This window comes from Micromonospora sp. WMMD723, assembly GCF_049863385.1.
In the GTDB taxonomy this organism is placed as follows: domain Bacteria; phylum Actinomycetota; class Actinomycetes; order Mycobacteriales; family Micromonosporaceae; genus Micromonospora; species Micromonospora wenchangensis.
The window spans coordinates 2,501,319-2,519,435 of sequence record NZ_JBMKNR010000001.1 but is presented as its reverse complement, the minus strand read 5'-3'; the positions used below and the strand labels follow the sequence as shown (position 1 = coordinate 2,519,435).

Below are 18,117 nucleotides of genomic sequence, written 5' to 3'. Positions count from 1 at the left end.
CACCGCCGACCGGTGAATCTGAGGACATTTCGCAATCGCCCGGACAGACGCGAGTAATTCTCGCAACAATGACATGGCGGGTCACCCCGCAAGGAAGGGCGGCCCCGGCGCGGTGCGAACGCCGGGGCCGCCCCTGGGGAGGGATGTTTCAGGAGTGACGTCCCTACCCCATCGGCGACGGATCGCCGAAAAGTGTTACGGCCCCGCCAGCTCCCGTACCTCCAGGTCGCCGGCGGCGTACCGCGAACGCACCACCTTCTTGTCGAACTTGCCGACGCTGGTCTTCGGCACCACGTCGATGACCGCCCAGCGCTCCGGTAGCTGCCAGTGTGCCACCGAACCGGCGAGGAACGCACGGAGCTGCTCCACACTGGTCGACGCGCCCTCGCGGACCACCACGGTGGCCAGTGGACGCTCACCCCACCGCTGGTCGGGCACCCCCACCACGCAGGCCTCCTGCACGTCCGGATGGGCCATCAACGCGTTCTCCAGCTCCACCGAGGAGATCCACTCCCCACCGGACTTGATCACGTCCTTGGCCCGGTCGGTGAGGGTGATGAACCCGTCCGGCGAGAGCGTGCCGACGTCACCCGTACGCAGCCAGCCGTCGCGGAACTTCTCCGGATCGGGGGCGTCGTCGCCGACGTACCTGGCGGTCACCCACGGCCCGCGAACCTCCAGCTCCCCCACGGACGTCCCGTCGGCGGGCAGCGGCTCGCCCAGCGGGCCGACGATCCGGGCCGCCACCCCGGCCGGCACCCGCCCCTGCGTGTAGCGGTACCGCCAGGCGTCGTCGCCGGTCACCCCGGCCGGTGCCCGGGACACCGACCCCAGCGGGGACATCTCGGTCATCCCCCAGGCGTGGATCACCTCGATGCCGTGCCGTTCGGCGAACGCGTGCATCAGCGCGGGCGGGCACGCCGAGCCGCCGACGATCACCTCCTTGAGCGACGAGGTGTCCACGTCGTTGGCGTCCAGGTGGGCCAGCAGGTCGTTCCAGATGGTCGGCACCGCGCCGGCCAGGGTGGGCCGCTCGGCGGCGATCATCTCGGCGATCGGCGCGGCCTGGAGGAACCGGTCCGGCATGATCAGTGACGCGCCGGAGAGGAACGCCGCGTACGGCAGCCCCCAGGACATCGCGTGGAACATCGGCACGATGGCCAGCTCCCGGTCGCCCGGCCCGAGCCCGAACCCCTCCGGCAGGCACACCTGCAACGAGTGCAGGTAGATCGACCGGTGCGAGTAGGCGACACCCTTGGGGTGGCCGGTGGTGCCGGAGGTGTAGCAGAGCGCGGCGGCGTCCCGCTCGTCGACCTCGGGCCAGTCGTAGTGCTCGGGCCGACCGGCCAGCAGCTCGTCCCAGTGGTGGAAGGTGACCCGGTCACCGGCGACCGCCCGCAGCGGCCCGGGGTCGCCCCCGCCGACCACCACGACGTGCCGCACCGTGGTCAGTTCGCCGAGCACCCGGGCCAGCAGCGGGATCAACGTCGAGTCGACGAGCACCACCCGGTCCTGCGCGTGGTTGGCGATGTAGGCGACCTGGTCGGGGAAGAGCCGGATGTTCAGGGTGTGCAGCACCGCGCCCATGCTCGGCACGGCGAAGTACGCCACCAGGTGCTCGGTGTTGTTCCACATGAAGGTGGCGACCCGCTCGTCGCCGGTCACCCCGCACTCGTCGCGCAGCGCGTGGGCCAGCCGGGCCGCCGTCCGTCCCACCTCGGCGTACGACATCCGGCGCGGCTCGGCCCCCGTCCAGGTGACCACCTCGGCCGTGCCGTGCACGGTGACACCGTGTTCGAGGATCCGGGCGACCTGCAGCGGGGCGTCCATCATCGTGCTACGCATGGGTGACAAGCTAGTGTCGCCGGTCACACGTTGGGAACCCCCGGAACGTCGAACCGTCCCCGGAATGCTGCGTAGATTGTCCGGGTGAGTATCTCCTGGGCCGACTCGTACGTGGGACAACTACGCGCCCTGGCCGGTGACCGGACGCTGATGTTCGTCGGCGCCCGGGCCGTGGTGCGCGACGACGACGGCCGGGTGCTGCTGATCCGGCGCTCCGACAACGGCCAGTGGGCGCTGCCGGCGGGCGCGATGGAACTCGGCGAGTCGATCGCCGACTGCGCGGTGCGGGAGGTGCGCGAGGAGACCGGCCTGCGCGCCCTGCGGGTCAGCGCCTTCGCCCTCTACACCGGCCCGGACCGCACCCACACCAACATGTACGGCCACACCTACCAGATCTTCACCACCGCGTTCCGGGTCGACGAGTGGGACGGCGAGCTGGCCCGGGTCACCGACGAGACGACCGACGCGGCCTTCCTGCACCCGCACGAGTTCCCGGCCCCGCTCTCCCTCTCGGTCCCGGAAACCCTCGCCGACCTCGACGTCTTCACCCAGACCAACCGCCTCATCCTGAAGTAGCCCCCGCTACCCCCTCCCCCTTCCCCCACTTCCCCCGCCTCCCCGGTGATCAAGAGGTTTGCGTCAGCCTCGGCGCGATTTCTGACGCAAACCTCTTGATCACCGGAGCGAGCCGGGGTGGGCCGGAGCGGGACAGAGCGGGAGAGAGCGGGCGGAATGGGGTCGAGCCGGGCCGGGCGGGACCGGGTCAGAGCATGGTTTGGGATTTGGCGTTGAGGTCGGCGGCGGCTTCCTCCTTGGACTCCCGGGTCAGGGGCTTGCCGCCGGGGGCGGGGGCCGTTCCACCGAGCGGGTCGGTGCCACCGGTCGCGCCCTCCGGGCCGGCACCCCGGAGCTGGTCGTTCGGCAGGGCCAGGGTGACCAGCACGGCGAGCAGCGCGATCAGGCCGGTGGTCAGGAACACCAGGTGCAGCGCGTCGACGAAGGATGCCTGGATGGCCGCCCGGACCGGGCCGGGCAGGACCAGGATCGTCGCCGGGTCGTTGATCGAGATGTTCGTGCCGCTGCCCGCCACCGCCGCCCGCTGCTCGGGCGGGAGCTGGGCGATCGCGCCGGGCAGCCGGTCGGCCAGGCCACCGGCGAGCCGGGAGGAGAGCACCGCGCCCAGGATGGCCACCCCGAACGAGCCGCCCAGCGACCGGAAGAACGTCGCCGAGGAGGTCGCCGCGCCGAGGTTCCGGACGTCCACCGCGTTCTGCACGCCGAGGATGAGCGACTGCATGCACAGGCCCAGCCCGACGCCGATGACCACCATGTAGCCGAACGCCGCCCAGAGCGAGCTGTCCACCTGGAGCCGGGTGAACAGCAGCATGCCGGCGACCAGCACCACCGAGCCGGCCACCGGGAACCACTTGTACCTGCCGATCCGGCTCATCGCCCGGCCGCTCACGATCGAGGTGACGATGATGCCGGCCATCATCGGCAGCATCAGCAGGCCACTACGGGTGGGCGAGGCGCCCTTGACGATCTGCAGGTAGAGCGGGATGAAGATGATCGACCCGAACATCACCAGACCGAGCACGAAACCGGCCGAGTTGGCCAGCGCGAACGTCGCCGAACGGAACAGCCCGAGCGGCAGGATCGGCTCGCCGACCCGGGCCTCCTGGAGCACGAACGCCACCCCGAGCACCGCGCCCGCCACGAACAGCCCGACGATCGTCGGCGAACCCCAGGCGTACGAGTTGCCGCCCCAGCTCAGCGCCAGCAGCAACGCGCTCACCCCGGCGACCAGCAGCGCCGCGCCCAGCCAGTCCACGGTGTGCTCCCGCCGCTCGAACGGGATCAACCGCAGCACGTGGTAGCAGACCACGATCGCCAGCAGCGCCAGCGGCACGTTCAGATAGAAGATCCACCGCCAGCTCGTCTCGGCGAAGTAGCCGCCGACCAGCGGCCCGGCCACCGAGGAGACGCCGAAGACCGCCCCGAACAGCCCCTGGTAGCGGCCACGCTCCCGGGGCGACACCACGTCCGAGATGATGGTGAACGCCAACGTCATCAGGCCACCCGCGCCGATGCCCTGTACGCCCCGGGTCACGATCAGCTGGGTCATGTCCTGCGACAGGCCGGCCAGCAGCGAGCCGAGCAGGAACGTGCCGATCGAGAAGAGGAAGACCGGGCGGCGGCCGTACAGGTCGGCCATCTTGCCGTAGAGCGGGGTGGAGGCGGTCGAGGCGAGCAGGTAGGCGGTCACCACCCACGAGTAGTGGTCGATCCCGCCCAGCTCCCCGACGATGGTGGGCAACGCCGTACCGACGATGGTCTGGTCCAGCGCGGCCAGCAGCATGCCGGTCATCAGACCGAACATCAACAGGCGGAGCTGGCGGGCCTGGAGCACCGGCTGGCCGTGGGTCTGGGCGGTCATCCCGCCTTCTTTCCCGCTCCCCCGCGAACATGCCTGCGGGCCGGGGAAACCTGCCCCCGGACCCACCGGCGGGCACGCGGGCGGACCCCGCGTGCCCGTCGTGGTACGACTCAGTCGCCGGCGGCGAACCGGTCGACGATCGTGGCGCAGAACGCCGGCAGGTCGTCGGGCTTGCGGCTGCTGACCAGGTTGCCGTCGGTCACCACCTGCTCGTCGACCCAGGTCGCGCCGGCGTTGGTCAGGTCGGTACGCAGGCTCGGCCAGCTGGTGATCCGGCGGCCCGCCACCACACCCGCCTCGACCAGGGTCCACGGGCCGTGGCAGATCACCCCGACCGGCTTCCCGGCGGTGAAGAACGCCTGCACGAACCGGACCGCGTCCGGGTCGGTGCGCAGGAAGTCCGGGTTGGCCACCCCACCGGGCAGCACCAGCGCGTCGTAGCCGTCGGCGTCCGCGTCGGCCGCCGTCACCGCCACGTCGTACGTCCCGCCCTGGTCCAGGTGGTTGAAGGCCTGGATGGTGCCGGGCTTGAGCGACACCAGCTCGGCGGTCGCGCCCGCCTTCTCGACCGCCTCACGCGGCTGCACGTACTCGACCTCCTCCACGCCGTCGGTGGCGAGGAACGCGATCCGCTTGCCCTGCAATGTCGTGGCTGCCATGTCGGTTTTCCCCTCTCCGGATACCTCTGGTCGGTTCCCGGGGCGTAGGGCCCGAAACGTGACCCCGGTCGCCGGTCGCGGCGGAGGGTTTGGCCTGGTCGGGGCGGGGGACCCCGGTGGGCATGGCAGGAGCAGCAGCGGAACAGCGCCGGCTCGCCACCGTCGTGGCGAGCTGGCGGGAACGCGCCGTCCTCGTCGTCGGTGACGCCATGCTCGACGAGTGGCGCTTCGCCGAGTCGGAGCGGCTGTGCCGGGAGGCCCCCGCGCCGATCCTCACCCTGCGCCGACGGATCACCGCCGCCGGTGGGGCCGCGAACACGGCGGTCAACATCGCCACCCTCGGCGGGCGGGCCCTGCTCGTCGCCCCGGTCGGCGCGGACGTGGCCGGCGACGAACTGCACGACTGCCTGGACCGGGCCGGCGTCTGGGACCGTACGGTCAGCGAACCGCACCGGCCGACGCCGGTGAAACGCCGGATGCTCGCCGGCAACCAGATCCTGCTCCGCGAGGACTCCGGCGACCCGGACGACCCGCTCGACGACGACGGGGTCGGCCGGCTGCTCACCGCCCTGAGCTGCGCCACCGAGGAGCTGCGGGCGGTGGCCGACGGGGCCGCGCCCACGCTGGTGGTCTGCGACTACGGCCTCGGTGCGCTGCCCGCCCCGGTCCGCGCCTGGCTGGTCGCCCACCGGCACCGGTACGCCACCGTCGCACTGGACGCCCACGACCTCGCCGACTGGCGGGGGCTGAACCCGACGGTGGTCACCCCCAGTTTCGCCGAGGCGACCCGGCTGCTGGCCCGCGCCGCAGCCGGCTTCGGCGCGCCGCCCGCCCCGGCCCGTACCGGCGGCACCGGCCTGCACCTGGACCACCCGCCCAACGACCCGGCGGACGGGCCGTCGGAGCTGGTCGTGGGCACCGCCCCGGGCGGCGTCGGCCGGGCCACCGGCCCGACCGGGGAGCCGACCCCGGGCGAGGGGCGGGTCGCGATGACCGGGGACGGGCTGAGCGTGACCGGGGCCGGGGTGACCGTCAACGCCACCGTCGGCGAGGGGGTCGACCGGGCCGGGCTGGCGCAGGCGCGGCTGGCCGAGCTGCGGGCGCACACCGGCGCGGACGTGGTCGCGGTGACCCTGGACACCGAGGGCGCCATCGTCGGCGGCCCGGACGGTGCGCCCCGGCGCAGCCACAGCACCCCCGTCCCGGCCAGTCACGCCGTCGGCGCGGGCGACGCGTACCTGGCGGCGATGACCCTCGCGCTGGCCGCCGGGGCGCCGCTGCCGACCGCCGCCCAACTGGCCCAGCTCGCCGCCACCATCACCGTCTCCGACACCGGCACCTGCGTGTGCCGCCGGGAGGACCTGCTCGACGCGCTCGGCGGCACGTCCGGCGGCGGCACCCATCCGACGCTGGTCGGCACCGGGGAGCTGGACGCGATCGTCGCCGACCACCGGCGGGCCGGCCGGTCCGTGGTGTTCACCAACGGCTGCTTCGACGTGCTGCACCCGGGGCACGTGCGTTACCTGGAACAGGCCCGCGCGCTGGGCGACCTGCTGGTGGTGGCGGTCAACTCCGACTCCAGCGTCCGCCGGCTCAAGGGGGCCGACCGGCCGGTCAACCCGGTGGAGGACCGGATCGCCCTGCTCGCCGCGCTGTCCTGCGTGGACCACGTGGTGGTCTTCGAGGAGGACTCGCCGGCCGGCCTGATCGAGGCGGTCCGCCCCGACGTGTACGTCAAGGGCGGCGACTACCCGCCGGAGATGGTCCCGGAAGCACCGCTGGTGCGCCGCCTCGGCGGTCAGGTGCGCACCCTCGGCTACGTGCCGGACCGGTCCACCTCGGCGATCATCGACCGGATCCGCGCCCAGGCCGCCGTCGTCCCGACCACCGGCCGGGCCACCGCCGCCGACCGGCCCGGCACGGTGCCGTCCGGCGTCGATCCGCCGACCACACCCGGCCCGGCGTCGACCCCGGCCACCCCGACCCCGACCGCCGAACACCTGGGCAGGACCACGTGAACCGACCGCTCGACCTCGGCTCGACCGGGGAGTTCCGCCGACCCCGTCGGCTCGACGTGCTGATCCCCACCCGCAACCGGCCGGCCGAACTGGCGGTCACCCTGGCCGGGCTGGCCGCCCAGGTCGAGGTCCCCGACTTCGGGGTGGTGGTCAGCGACCAGTCCGACCACGACCCGGCGTACGCGCACCCGGCGGCGGCCACCATGGTCCGGGCGTTGCGCCACCGGGGGCACCCGGTGCTGCTCACCCGGCGGCTGCCCCGGCGCGGGCTGGCCGAACACCGGGCGTACCTGCTGGACCGGTCGGTGGCCCGGTACGTGCTCTGCCTCGACGACGACGTCTGGCTCGAACCGGGCACCCTGGACCGGCTGGTCACCGCGATCGGGGAGCTGGGCTGCGGGTTCGTCGGCAACGCGGTGCACGGCCTGTCGTACGCCGACGACGTCCGCCCCGAGACGCACCGGCACTACGAGGAGTGGGACGGGCCGGTGGTGCCGGAACGGGTCCGCCCCGACACCCCGCAGTGGCAGCGGGCCGCCATCCACCCGGCCGCGAACCTGCTGCACGTCCAGCAGAAGCTGGGCCTGCCGGCGGGGGCGTGGCGGGCGTACAAGGTCTCCTGGATCGGCGGTTGCGTGCTCTACGACCGGGCGGCGCTGGTCGACGCGGGCGGCTTCGAGTTCTGGCGGCGGGTGCCGGCGAACCACCAGGGCGAGGACGTCGCCGCCCAGCTCGCGGTGCTGGCCCGGTACGGCGGCGCGGGTGTGCTGCCCAGCGGCGCGTACCACCTGGAGTCACCGACCACCGTGACCGACCGTGACGTCGAGGCGTGGGAGGTCGTCGCCGCCGACACCCCGCAGCCGGCCTGAGCCCTGCCGGTTCCGGCCGCCGACCCGCCGGGCTCGCCCCGGTCCGGGGCCGTCGACCGACCCGCCCCGGCCGGGGCCGTGGACCGGCGTGACCACCGGGCTGAGGCCGTCAGCCGGCGGCGCTGCCCGGTCCGGGGCGGAGCAGGTCGGCGGCGGCTTCGAGCACCTCGGCCACCGGCACGTCGGCGACGAACGAGTCCCGGTGGGGGCAGTTGCCGTCGCCGGGCCGGTGCGGATAGATCCCGGGCGTGCAGTCGACCCCGCAGACCGGGCAGCGTGTCGTCCAGGCGGCGATCGGGCGGTGCCGGGCGCGCAACGGCGTCGCCCCGTTGATCATGTTGCCGACCCAGTAGACGCCCACCGTCGGGGCCCCCACCGCGCCGGCCAGGTGCAGCGGGCCGGTGTCGTTGGAGACCACCAGCCCGCATCCGGCGTACGCGGCGGCCAACCCGCCGAGGCTGAGCGTGCCGACCTGGGGACGGACCGGCACCCCGGCCGCCGCGACCACCTCGTCCACCACCGCCCGCTCGGCGGGGGTGCCGGTGACCAGCACCTCGTACCCGTCGTCGTGCAGCACCCGGGCCACCTCGGCGAACCGCCGCGCCGGCCAGCGCCGCCGGGTGTCGGTCGCCCCCGGGTGCAGCGCCACCCGGGGCCGGTCCGGCTCGCCCAGCACCGCGAGCGCCTGCGCCCGGTCCGCGTCGGTCACCGTAAGCGTCGGTACGACGGTGACCGCCTCCGCCCCGACCAGACCCACCACCTCCAGGTAGCGGGTCACCTCGGGCTGGTAGTAGACGTAACGCAGCCAGCGGTCCAGCGGTGGGGCGTCCTCGGCGCGCAACCCGGCGGTGACCCGGGCCCCCAACCGGCTCATCACCGGATTCGAGTTGGCCCCGCCGCCGTGCACCTGCAACGCCAGGTCGTAGCCCTCCCGGGCGGCGTCGGCCAGGAAGTCGTCGAGCGACCCGGGCGGTTCGTCGGGGCCGGGCTCGCGGATGCCGGGGGCCGGCGGCACGACCAGCACCCGGTCGACCGGGCCGGGCCGGTCCCGCCAGAACGCCGCGTGCCACGGCGCGCCGAACAGCACGATCTCCGCCGCCGGGTACGCGGCCCGCAGCGAGTCCAGGGCGGGCAGCAGGAAGACGAGGTCGCCGAGCGCGTTGGCCCGCAGCACGGCGATCCGGGCCACGTCGGGCACCCGCTCCCCCAGCGGGCCCCCCAGGGCGGGGCTGGCCACCGGGGCCTACGGCCGGTCGAGCGGGTCGACGGCGGCACCCGGGTGGTGCAGCTCCCGGTCCGCCGCCGGGTCCACGCCGGTGGGCGTACCGGTGCGGGTGGGGCCGGGCGGGTAGCCGGCGCGGCCGACGGTGATGGTGCGCGGCGCGGGCCGGGCCGCCCGGGGCAGGTGGACCCGGAGCAGGCCGTGGTCCATCACCGCGTCGATGGCGTCGGGGTCGACCCGGGACGGCAGGTCCACCCGGTATTCGAAGCCCCGGGTCTCGAACCCGCCGGGGATGCCCTGGTCGGCGTTGACCTCGGCCTCGGAACGGGCCCGGACGCAGAGTTCCCGGTCGTCGAGTTCGACGGCGACCTCCTCCGGCGCCACCCCGGGCAGCCGGACGACCACCTGCCAACCGTCGGCGACCTCGGTCAGCTCGACGTCGGGCGACGCACCCCGGCCGCCGACCAGCCGGCTCAGCTCGGCGCGTAACGCCTGGAGCTCGCCCATCGGGTCCCAGCCCTGCTGGCGGCTGCGCCAGCCCCGGCCCGGCTGCTCGCTCACCGCACCTCCCCCACCGGTCGGCCGGTCGCGGCGGGCCGCAGCGAGCTGGGGGCGTCCAGGCCGGCGTCGGAGTCGACACCCACCCCCAACCGGTCGACCAGTTCCCCGCCGAGCCAGGCGCTGACGCCGAGGATGGCCAGGCCGACCACCTCGATGGCGATCAGCGCGCCGCCGGCCGCCCGGGATTCGGCGTTCAACCGGACCGCCCAGACGGCGGCGAAGAGCAGGATCACCGCGACGTTCGCCGCCGCGTGGGTGAGCGCCACCCGCTTGGCCCGGGTGCCGGCCGGGATGGCCAGCAGGTCGAACGTGCCGGCCCCCGCGGCCAGCAGGCCACCGACCAGGCCGACGGTGATGTTCCAGTACGCCACCTCGGCGAGGAAGTCGGGCCCGCCGACCGTGTCCACGATGTCGAAGAGGGTGCCGGTGACCAGCAGCGCCACCGGGAACATCACCAGCATCGGGTGCACCGGGTGCCCGAGCACCTTCAGTCGGCTCTCCATGGCGGCCCTTCCCCTGCGTCGTCGCGGGCGGGTGGAGCCGGTACCCGCCGTCCGGGGCGGACCCGCTCGCCACGCCCGCCTAGGCTGACGGACGGCGGCCGGTGTGCCACCGTCCGCCACCGGGACCAACGGACGGGGGAGGCGGACGTGACGGCAGAGATCACCTCGCACGAGGAGTTACGCGCGCTGCTGGGGGCACCGATGCCCCGCGCGGCGGCCAAGGAACGCACCGTGCTGCACGAGCGGGACCGGCAGTGGCTGGCTGCGTCGCCGTTCTGCCTGGTAGCCACGGCCGGCGCGGACGGCAGCTGCGACGTCTCGCCCAAGGGCGACCCGGCCGGCTTCGCGCTGGTGCTCGACGACCGGACGATCGCCGTCCCGGAGCGGCCGGGCAACCGGCGGGCCGACGGCTACCGCAACATCCTCGACAACCCGCACGTCGGGCTGATCTTCCTGATCCCGGGCCGGACGGACACCCTGCGGATCAACGGTCGGGCGAAGCTGGTGCGCGACGCGCCCTACTTCGACGACATGCTGGTCCAGGGGCACCGGCCGGTGCTCGCCGTCGAGGTGGCCGTCGAGCAGATCTTCTACCACTGCGCGAAGGCGTTCCTCCGCTCCGCGCTGTGGCAGCCGGAAACCTGGCAGCCGGACGCGCTGCCGTCGCGGGCCCGGCTGGTCAAGGAGGTGGAGACGCCGACCGAGAGCCTGGCCGACCTGGAGCACTACTACGGCCCGACGTACGCGGAGAAGCTCTACCGGGGGTGACGGCCCACGGCCGGTGGGGATTCAGCGTTGCCAGGGTGGCGGGACCCGGACCGAGGCCATGCCCGCCGCCGTCGCCGCCGCGACCCCCAGGTCGGTGTCCTCGAACACCAGGCACTGCTCCGGCGGTACGTCGAGCAGCCGCGCCGCCATCAGGTAGCACTCCGGGTCCGGCTTGGCCCGCGCGTAGTCCTCCGCGCAGACCAGCACGTCGAACCGGTCAAGCAGGCCGAGCGCGGTCAGCGAGGCGGTCACCGACTCCCGGGTGCTGCCGGACACCACGGCGAACGGCACCTGCCGGTGTGCCCGTTCGATGTGCGCCAGCACGCCCGGCACGGCGGTGAGCTGCGGCAGGAAGCTCTGGTAGGCGTCCTCCCGGCGACGGGCCACCACGTCGACAGGCATCGCCAGCCCGTGCCGCGCGTTGAGGTCGACGACGATGTCGGCCACCGGCCGGCCACCCCAGGCGTAGAACAGGTCCTCCGGCAGGTCGCAGCCCCACTCGTCGAGCGCCGCCCGCCAGGCCAGGTGGTGCACCGGCATGGAGTCGACGATGGTGCCGTCGCAGTCGAACAGGTAGGCCCGGAAGTCGCCGGGCGGCAGGGGCAGCACGCGCCCAGGATAGCCACGGCGGGACCTGCCCCTTCGCCCGCGCCGGCTGCCGCCGGGCGGCGTGGTGGCCGGTCAGCGGTCCGGGTCGGTGCGGGTCAGGTCGCGCAGCGCGTCCTGCGGGGCGGCGCGGCGCAGGTAGTCGCGGCGCATCCGGCGACGGTCACGCCGGCACCGGCCGCACGCCCAGGGCAGCGGCCACCACCGGCCACAGAAGGCACATCTCATCGAGGGGTCCCATCCTCGTATGCGTACGGTAGCCGACTGCTGACCTTAGCCGTACCGGACAACGGGCATCGACCGGTCCCGTTGCGATGGTGACCGGCGGCCCTGCGGGCCGCGGAACCGGCGACCCGGGCCGCCCGGAGTCCGACGGCACGTGGGGACCGCGCCGACCACCACCGACAGGTTCGGGCCCCGTGCAACCCTGAGCCGAACGGAGGGGTCAGGTGGGTGTGAGACAGGACAGCAGCTCGGGCACATCCGAGCGCGACCAGAAGTTCCCCGAGTTCGTGGCCGGCCGGCGTCCGTGGATGCTGCAGACCGCGCGGCTGCTGACGGCCAATGATCCGCACCTGGCCGAGGACATCGTGCAGACGGCACTGACCAAGCTGTACGTGTCCTGGTCGGCGTACTGCCGGGCGGACAACCCGGACGGCTACCTGCGCCGGGTGCTGGTGAACGCGTTCCTGAACGAACGCCGCCGCTCGTGGTGGCGATTCGAGCGGCCGACGGAGCGGCTGCCGGAACACGCCGCCGTGGGGCATGCGCCAGCCGACCTGGATCCGCAGCTGTCGCGCGCGTTGGGCGAGTTGCCACGGCGGATGCGGGCCACGGTCATCCTGCGGTTCTTCCACGAGCTGGACGTCGCCGAGACAGCGGCGGCGCTGGGCTGCTCGACCGGAACGGTCAAGAGTCAGACCGCCCGGGCCCTGGACAAGCTGCGGACAGCGCTGCAGCCAGCCGGGGTGCCTGATGTTCCACCTGTGCCGTACACCATCCTTCCCGAACAGAGGTTTGCCAGATGATGGATCTTCACAGCCGTTTGCAGCGCCTCGCCGGCCCGGCCGACGAGACGCCGACCACCGTCATTCAGGGCGACCTGGCTCGCGGACGTCGGGCCGTACGGCGTCGCCGGATCGCGCAGAGCGGCGCCGGCTCCATGTTCGCCGTCGCGGCGGTCGTGGCCGCCCTGTCGCTGTCCGGCGGGACGGCCCACGGTCCCGCCGCACCGGCCACGGCGCACGACGCCGGTCTCGCCACGGCCACGACCGCAGGTGTCCAGTTGGTCAGTTACACGGGCGAACAGCCCCACCTGTTCACCATCGACACCGTGCCGCAGGGCTTCTTCGTCCAGAGCCAGAACGAAGACCACCTGCTCCTCGCCCCGGAGAGGGCGAAGACCTTCGACCCGACCAAGCCGCACCTGTCGGACCCCGCGGTGTACACCGACAAGATCGGCGTCTATCTGCAGAACAAGGACTACACGGTCGACCCCACCGGCGACGAACAGTTCACGATCGGCGGCAGGGCAGCCGCGCTGCGTGTCGTCCACACCGACGAGGGGACCCCGAGCGAGGGAACCATCGTCGAGGCCACCCAGATCTACGTCGTCCAGTCGCCCAGGGTCTACCTCACCGTCCAGTTCGACGCCAGTACCGGCCTGACCAAGGAACAGATGATCAAGGTCGCCGGTGGCATCAACCTCACTGCCGAGGCGGTCGGCAAGGCCGAGAAAAGGTACGCCGCACAGACCGAGAACCCCAAGACCCGCGGCAACTGAAGCCCACCCCTCCCGCAACGGCCGCGTCGGCGATTCGCCGGGGCGGCCGGAGCGCTGGCACCGCACCCGCTCCGGCGGCAGGTTCTTCTCGGGTCTCGTCCCGGCCACCTTCCGCCACCGGGCACCGGGCGTCGATGAAAGAGACGTAGCAGACGGCTCTCCCCGTTCGCCCCTGGATCAACCGTGGCCGCCCGGGGTGACGGGCACGATCAGTGCAGCCGCCTGGAGTTCGGGGATGGTTCCCGCTCTCACCTACCAGGGCGCGCTGCGTCTCCTCGGCCGGCACGACTCGAAGGCGCTGACCCTTCTGGACAGCCTGCTCGGCGGCGTGATCCTGGCGGCGGGGCCGGCAGCGGTCGGCGGGGCGCAGGCGGCACCGCACGCTGTATCTCCAACTCGCGACCGACGTCAGGGAGTTCCTGATCTGGGCGATCCTGGCCGGACAGGACTCGCTGCGCGCCGACCTCGCCCGTCAGACCGGTGCGCAGTCGGCCGGGTTGGCGCGACTCACCGCCCTGCTGACGCCACCCGGGCCCCGCCCGGACCCGGCCGGGCAGTCGGTCCTGGTGCACCACGCGAACCTGGCCGTCCTGCGCCGGCCCCCGATCGCCGCCGACACGCTGCGGCCGGGCGAAGCTGGCTGTCGCCACGCAGCGGCCGGGTGAGCTGATCTCGGCGGCACCGCAAAAGGCCCCGCGACCGTGGCATTTCGCCTGGTCACGGGGCCTTTCGGCTACCGAGCCGCCTGACGGAATCGAACCGTCGACCTACGCATTACGAGTGCGTCGCTCTAGCCGACTGAGCTAAGGCGGCAACGATCGTCAAGTGTACGGTACGACCCCCGGCGCGACCGAGGGGGTTCCCCGCCGGAGGACCCGGACATCAAGGGACATCCGTGTCGGGCGGGACGGCTAGGCTGCCCGGGTGAGCGACGACCCCGCCACCCCCGAGCGCCCCGCCGCCCCCGGACGTCCCGCCGATCCGCTCGGCCCCGGAACGGACCCGGACGCCGAGCACGCCCCTGGTGAGCGGGCCGTCCGCAGGCCACGCGGCACCGATCCGGTGGAGCTGGGTTTCACGCCCCGCAAACCGGTCCCCTGGCTGGCGCCGTTCCTGCTGATCAGCACCGGCATCCGTACCCTGCTGGCGATGCTGTTCGGGGCGTACCTGGACAAGCGGGAGCTGCAGAACGCGCTCGACGCCAGGATCGGCACGCAGGTCGGCCCGGACGGGGGTCTCTGGCTGGATTACGTGGCCGACCTGGGCGACGGCTTCGACGCCACGTACTCGGTCGCGTACCTGCTGGCCCAGCCGGAGCTGACCGTGGACGGGCACCGGCTGCCCCGGGCGCAGACCCTGGTGATGGGCGGCGACCAGGTCTACCCGTCGGCGGCCTACGAGGCGTACGAGGACCGGTGCAAGGGGCCGTACCAGGCGGCGCTGCCGGTGGCCCCGCCGCAGCGGCCGATGCTGTTCGCCGTGCCCGGCAACCACGACTGGTACGACGGGCTGACCGCGTTCCTGCGGCTGTTCGTCCGCTCCCGGGACCGCAACTTCGGCGGCTGGGGCACGGGCCAGTCCCGGTCGTACTTCGCGGTGGAACTGCCGGCCGGGTGGTGGCTGCTGGGGCTGGACGACCAGTCCGGGTCCTACCTGGACGACCCGCAGTTGTCGTACTTCGACGAGGTGGCCCGCCGGCTCGGCCCGGAGTCCCGGGTGATCCTGGCGGTGCCGGCACCGACCTGGGTGAAGTCCGTCGACCATCCCACCGCGTACGACTCGATCGACTACTTCGTCCGGACGATCATCGCGCCCACCGGTGCGCACGTGCGGCTGCTGCTCTCCGGCGACCTGCACCACTACGCCCGGTACGCCGGCCCGGAACGGCAGTTGATCACCTGCGGTGGGGGTGGCGCGTACCTGTATCCGACGCACACCCTGCCCGAGCGGATCGAGGTGCCACCGAAGGACACCCTGTCCCGCCGCGCCAGCCGCACCCGGGCGTACGACCTGGTGGCCCGGTTTCCGGACGCGGCCCGCTCCCGCCGCTACGGCTGGGGGATCTTCCACCGGCTGCCCCGGCGCAACCCGGGTTTCGGGACCCTGCTCGGCACCCTGCACACGCTGCTGATGCTCGCCATGGCCGGGGTCGCGGCGAACCGGACCGGCACCGAGCAGCGGCTGTTCAGCGTCCCGTTGGTGATCATGTTGGGGGTGACGCTGCTCGGCGCGGCCTTCTTCGCCCAGCCGCCCAGCGCCGGCGGCAAACGGCACGTCCGGCACTGGCTGCTCGGTATCGGTCACGGCCTGGCCCACGTGGCACTCGGGGTCGCCGGCACCTGGGCGTGGCTGCACCTGCCGTTCTACCACTGGCCGTGGCCGCTGCCGGCGGTCGCCGCCGCCGTGGTCTACGGCCCGGTGATCGGCCTGGTCGCCACCCAGCTGGTGGCCGCTTATCTGCTGGTGGCGGGGGCCTTCGGGGTCAACGTCAACGAACTGTTCGCCGGGCAGGGCATCGAGGACTCGAAGTCGTTCCTGCGGATGCGGATCGACCCGGACGGCACGCTGACCGTCTATCCGATCGCCGTCGACCGGGTCTGCCACGACTGGCAGCTCAACCCCGACCAGTCTCCGACCGCCTCCTGGCTGACCCCCCGCACCCCACTGACCCCCCGCCTCGCCGAACCCCCGGTGACCCTCACCTGACGTCCCGGCCGCACCCGGGCCGCACCCCGGCACGGACCGCGCCGCCCACCCCGCGCCACCAACCGACCGCCGCCCGACCACCCGCCGCTCGCCGCCGCCCGTCGAAGTCGACGACCAAGAGGTGTGCGTCACCCGTCGCGCCCCTTCGGCCGGACATTCACCCTCGCCGACCCCGACGGCTACCAGGTCACCCTGCACGACCGCGCCTGACGGGCCGTGCCCGACACCCGTGAACCGTCGGTCAGCGCGCGGCCCCTCCGGGGCCGGCCGGGTCGCGGCTCTCGTAGGCGCTCCGGGAGCCACAGACGTCCGCGCGGGAGCACATGGAGCGCGAGCCGTCAGCGTCCAGGCGGACGGTCACCGCGTCCCTCGGGACGCTGTGGCCGACCACCCGGCCGTCCCCCTCGGGCGTGCTGACCCGGCTGCCGATCGCCGGGGCGGACTCGGTGAACGTGGTGTACAGCGGGTGCTCGTACTTCAGGCAGCACATCAGCCGGCCGCAGGCGCCCGAGATCCGCAGCGGGTTCAGCGGGAGGTCCTGGTCCTTGGCCATCCGGATGGTCACCGGCTCGAAGTCGTTGAGGAAGGTGGCGCAGCACAGGTCCCGGCCGCAGGAACCGATGCCACCCTGCACCCGCGCCGAATCCCGGGCGGAGAGCTGCCGCAGCTCCACCCGGCAGTGCAGGGTCGCGCCCAGGTCCCGGACCAGCGAGCGGAAGTCCACCCGGTGCGGGGCGGTGAAGTAGACGGTCGTCCGGTCCCCGGTGCCCTCGGCGGCGGCGAGGACGTGATCCACCGCGACCACCTTCATCGGCAGGCCGTGCTCCCGGATCAGCCGCTTCGCCGCCACCTTCGCCTCGGCCTTGCGCCGCCGCAGCAGCTCGTCGCGGCGCAGGTCGTCGTCGCCGGCCAACCCGGCGAGCTTCGGGAAGCCGTCGGTCTCCTCGGCGACCCACTGCGCCGCCCAGACGCACTCCGCCACCTCGGGACCGTCGTCGGTGGGGACGAGCACCCGGTCACCGACCTGCGGGCTGAACTCCCCCGGGTCGAGGTAGTAGAGCCGCCCGTACCGGTTGAAGCTGACCGCGCAGAGCATGCCCATGCGTTCAGCCTACGACGGATCGACGGAACCGGTCCGGGCGCGACGGGCGGGCCCCCCGCCGGGTCGGTCGGCCCATCACCCGATCCGCACCGGGCCGCCGTGGTACGACGGCCCGCCGGTCGGCCGCCAGGTGAACTCGGCGAGGCTGGGCGACCACTGGCGCAGCAACGTCTCCGCCCCGTCGTAGGCCACCCCGAGCACCGCGAGCACCCGGGTGGCGATCTCGGCCGCCGCGGCCGCCCCGGCGGGCCCGGCACCCGCCCCGGCGGCCGCCCGCACCCGGACCGCCTCGCTGGAGCCGAGCACCTCGGCCAGCACCCGGGCCACCGCCAACCGGCTGCCCTCCACCCAGTCGGCGAGCGCGTCGGCGTAACCGGCGGTGGACTCCAGCCGGCCCACCAGGCTCTCCGGGCCCTCGTCCAGGTGGCGCAGCAGGGCGGTACGGGCCTCGTCGTAGGACGCCCCGGCCGGGCCCGACCAGATGCCCGGATCGGTGAGGGCGGCGCACGCGTCGTCGTACCCCCGCACGAGACGGCGCACGGCGTGGCCGGCGGTCGCCAGCGGCGCGGGATGCAGGTCGAGGAAGGCGCGCAGGGCCTCCCCCGGCAGCAGCTGCATCCGGCGCAGCAGCGGCCAGACCGGGTGCGCCTCGGGCGCACCGGCGGCGAGCAGCGTGTCGACCCGGGCGAGCAGGTCCAGGCCGGGCTCGGCGAGCCGGTCCAGCGGGTCCATCACGCCTCCCCGGCCAGCCGGCGGCGGGCGGCCTCGTCGCTGGACGTGTAGCGGTCGGCGGCGCTGCGGACGGCCGACGCGGCGGCGGCCAGCCGGGCGGCGGCGGCACCCGCCTCGCGGGCCCGGCCGTCGGTGGCGGTCGTCCACTGCCGGTGCAGGGCCCGGCCGACCTCGCCGGGACGGCCGGCGGCGTGCGCGCCGAACGCCGGGTGCGGCGGGTCGGTGGCGGTGACCGTCCGGGACAGCGCGGCGAGGGTGGCGCTCGCCTCGTCGAGGCGGTCGGCGAGGGCGCGCAGGGGATCCATC

General features: G+C 73.7%; 19 protein-coding genes, 1 tRNA gene and 1 pseudogene. 9 read left to right on the top strand and 12 right to left on the bottom strand.

Annotated features, from left to right (window positions below; all coding sequences use genetic code 11):
• Nucleotides 1-195 precede the first annotated feature (195 nt).
• A complete protein-coding gene (locus ACN261_RS11450) occupies nt 196-1,845 on the bottom strand; it encodes a fatty acid--CoA ligase (RefSeq protein WP_425849929.1) in 1,650 nt (549 codons plus the stop codon).
• Nucleotides 1,846-1,929: 84 nt separating this feature from the next.
• Between ACN261_RS11450 and ACN261_RS11445 the strand changes: the two genes are divergently transcribed.
• Nucleotides 1,930-2,421 carry an NUDIX domain-containing protein gene (locus ACN261_RS11445; protein WP_145917586.1) on the top strand — a complete coding sequence of 164 codons (492 nt, stop codon included), beginning with the start codon at nt 1,930-1,932 and terminating at the stop codon, nt 2,419-2,421.
• A 187-nt stretch (nt 2,422-2,608) separates the two neighbouring features.
• Here ACN261_RS11445 and ACN261_RS11440 read toward each other — a convergent pair whose 3' ends face one another.
• Together ACN261_RS11440 and ACN261_RS11435 are read right to left on the bottom strand one after the other, a co-directional pair.
• Nucleotides 2,609-4,282, bottom strand: a complete 1,674-nt coding sequence (locus ACN261_RS11440; RefSeq protein WP_425849925.1) for an MDR family MFS transporter — start codon at nt 4,280-4,282, stop codon at nt 2,609-2,611.
• A gap of 110 nt (nt 4,283-4,392) precedes the next feature.
• Nucleotides 4,393-4,941, bottom strand: coding sequence for a type 1 glutamine amidotransferase domain-containing protein (locus tag ACN261_RS11435; protein WP_421485150.1), 549 nt, complete (start codon nt 4,939-4,941; stop codon nt 4,393-4,395).
• Nucleotides 4,942-5,063: 122 nt separating this feature from the next.
• Here ACN261_RS11435 and rfaE2 point away from each other — a divergent pair, with 122 nt between their 5' ends.
• Nucleotides 5,064-6,959 carry a D-glycero-beta-D-manno-heptose 1-phosphate adenylyltransferase gene (rfaE2, locus tag ACN261_RS11430; RefSeq protein ID WP_421485149.1) on the top strand — a complete coding sequence of 632 codons (1,896 nt, stop codon included), beginning with the start codon at nt 5,064-5,066 and terminating at the stop codon, nt 6,957-6,959.
• Nucleotides 6,956-7,828 carry a glycosyltransferase family 2 protein gene (locus ACN261_RS11425; protein ID WP_421485148.1) on the top strand — a complete coding sequence of 291 codons (873 nt, stop codon included), beginning with the start codon at nt 6,956-6,958 and terminating at the stop codon, nt 7,826-7,828. Before rfaE2 ends, ACN261_RS11425 begins: the two co-directional genes overlap by 4 nt.
• Before the next feature lie 109 nt (nt 7,829-7,937).
• Here ACN261_RS11425 and ACN261_RS11420 read toward each other — a convergent pair whose 3' ends face one another.
• Genes ACN261_RS11420 through ACN261_RS11410 form a run of 3 tightly spaced genes read right to left on the bottom strand, consistent with a single transcriptional unit; the run spans nt 7,938 to nt 10,114 of the window.
• Nucleotides 7,938-9,065 (bottom strand): glycosyltransferase family 9 protein, encoded by a 1,128-nt coding sequence (locus tag ACN261_RS11420; protein WP_421485147.1) that lies wholly within the window; start codon nt 9,063-9,065, stop codon nt 7,938-7,940.
• Nucleotides 9,066-9,071: 6 nt separating this feature from the next.
• Complete coding sequence (locus tag ACN261_RS11415) at nt 9,072-9,557, bottom strand: Hsp20/alpha crystallin family protein (RefSeq protein WP_421486981.1); 486 nt, start codon at nt 9,555-9,557, stop codon at nt 9,072-9,074.
• Between the two features lie 50 nt (nt 9,558-9,607).
• Nucleotides 9,608-10,114: a DUF2231 domain-containing protein gene (locus ACN261_RS11410; protein ID WP_420118397.1), complete on the bottom strand. Its 507-nt coding sequence runs from the start codon at nt 10,112-10,114 to the stop codon at nt 9,608-9,610.
• Nucleotides 10,115-10,261: 147 nt separating this feature from the next.
• Between ACN261_RS11410 and ACN261_RS11405 the strand changes: the two genes are divergently transcribed.
• Entirely contained in the window at nt 10,262-10,882 is a 621-nt protein-coding gene (locus ACN261_RS11405; protein WP_421485146.1) for a pyridoxamine 5'-phosphate oxidase family protein, read from the top strand.
• 21 nt (nt 10,883-10,903) lie between these two features.
• Here ACN261_RS11405 and ACN261_RS11400 read toward each other — a convergent pair whose 3' ends face one another.
• Both ACN261_RS11400 and ACN261_RS11395 read right to left on the bottom strand, forming a co-directional pair.
• Nucleotides 10,904-11,491, bottom strand: coding sequence for an HAD family hydrolase (locus ACN261_RS11400; protein WP_307826212.1), 588 nt, complete (start codon nt 11,489-11,491; stop codon nt 10,904-10,906).
• A gap of 72 nt (nt 11,492-11,563) precedes the next feature.
• On the bottom strand, nt 11,564-11,716 hold the full coding sequence (locus ACN261_RS11395) for a hypothetical protein (protein ID WP_168222372.1): 153 nt from the start codon (nt 11,714-11,716) through the stop codon (nt 11,564-11,566).
• A gap of 221 nt (nt 11,717-11,937) precedes the next feature.
• Here ACN261_RS11395 and ACN261_RS11390 point away from each other — a divergent pair, with 221 nt between their 5' ends.
• The 3 genes from ACN261_RS11390 (at nt 11,938) to ACN261_RS11380 (ending at nt 13,941) form a co-directional block, all read left to right on the top strand.
• Nucleotides 11,938-12,516: a SigE family RNA polymerase sigma factor gene (locus ACN261_RS11390; protein ID WP_421485144.1), complete on the top strand. Its 579-nt coding sequence runs from the start codon at nt 11,938-11,940 to the stop codon at nt 12,514-12,516.
• 134 nt (nt 12,517-12,650) lie between these two features.
• Nucleotides 12,651-13,271 (top strand): hypothetical protein, encoded by a 621-nt coding sequence (locus ACN261_RS11385; RefSeq protein ID WP_425849921.1) that lies wholly within the window; start codon nt 12,651-12,653, stop codon nt 13,269-13,271.
• Nucleotides 13,272-13,506: 235 nt separating this feature from the next.
• Complete coding sequence (locus ACN261_RS11380) at nt 13,507-13,941, top strand: hypothetical protein (protein ID WP_425849918.1); 435 nt, start codon at nt 13,507-13,509, stop codon at nt 13,939-13,941.
• A gap of 69 nt (nt 13,942-14,010) precedes the next feature.
• Here the strand turns inward: ACN261_RS11380 and ACN261_RS11375 are convergent.
• Nucleotides 14,011-14,084: transfer RNA gene (locus ACN261_RS11375), tRNA-Thr, on the bottom strand.
• Nucleotides 14,085-14,195: 111 nt separating this feature from the next.
• Here ACN261_RS11375 and ACN261_RS11370 point away from each other — a divergent pair.
• Entirely contained in the window at nt 14,196-15,977 is a 1,782-nt protein-coding gene (locus ACN261_RS11370; protein ID WP_425849917.1) for a metallophosphoesterase family protein, read from the top strand.
• Between the two features lie 141 nt (nt 15,978-16,118).
• Nucleotides 16,119-16,187: pseudogene (locus ACN261_RS11365) on the top strand (VOC family protein); the annotation flags it as partial.
• Nucleotides 16,188-16,218: 31 nt separating this feature from the next.
• Here ACN261_RS11365 and ACN261_RS11360 read toward each other — a convergent pair.
• From ACN261_RS11360 to ACN261_RS11350, 3 genes are all read right to left on the bottom strand, one after another.
• Nucleotides 16,219-17,079: a PSP1 domain-containing protein gene (locus ACN261_RS11360; protein WP_421485141.1), complete on the bottom strand. Its 861-nt coding sequence runs from the start codon at nt 17,077-17,079 to the stop codon at nt 16,219-16,221.
• A 75-nt stretch (nt 17,080-17,154) separates the two neighbouring features.
• Nucleotides 17,155-17,811 (bottom strand): hypothetical protein, encoded by a 657-nt coding sequence (locus ACN261_RS11355; protein WP_421485140.1) that lies wholly within the window; start codon nt 17,809-17,811, stop codon nt 17,155-17,157.
• A complete protein-coding gene (locus ACN261_RS11350) occupies nt 17,811-18,116 on the bottom strand; it encodes a hypothetical protein (RefSeq protein WP_425849915.1) in 306 nt (101 codons plus the stop codon). Before ACN261_RS11350 ends, ACN261_RS11355 begins: the two co-directional genes overlap by 1 nt.
• Nucleotide 18,117 lies beyond the last annotated feature (1 nt).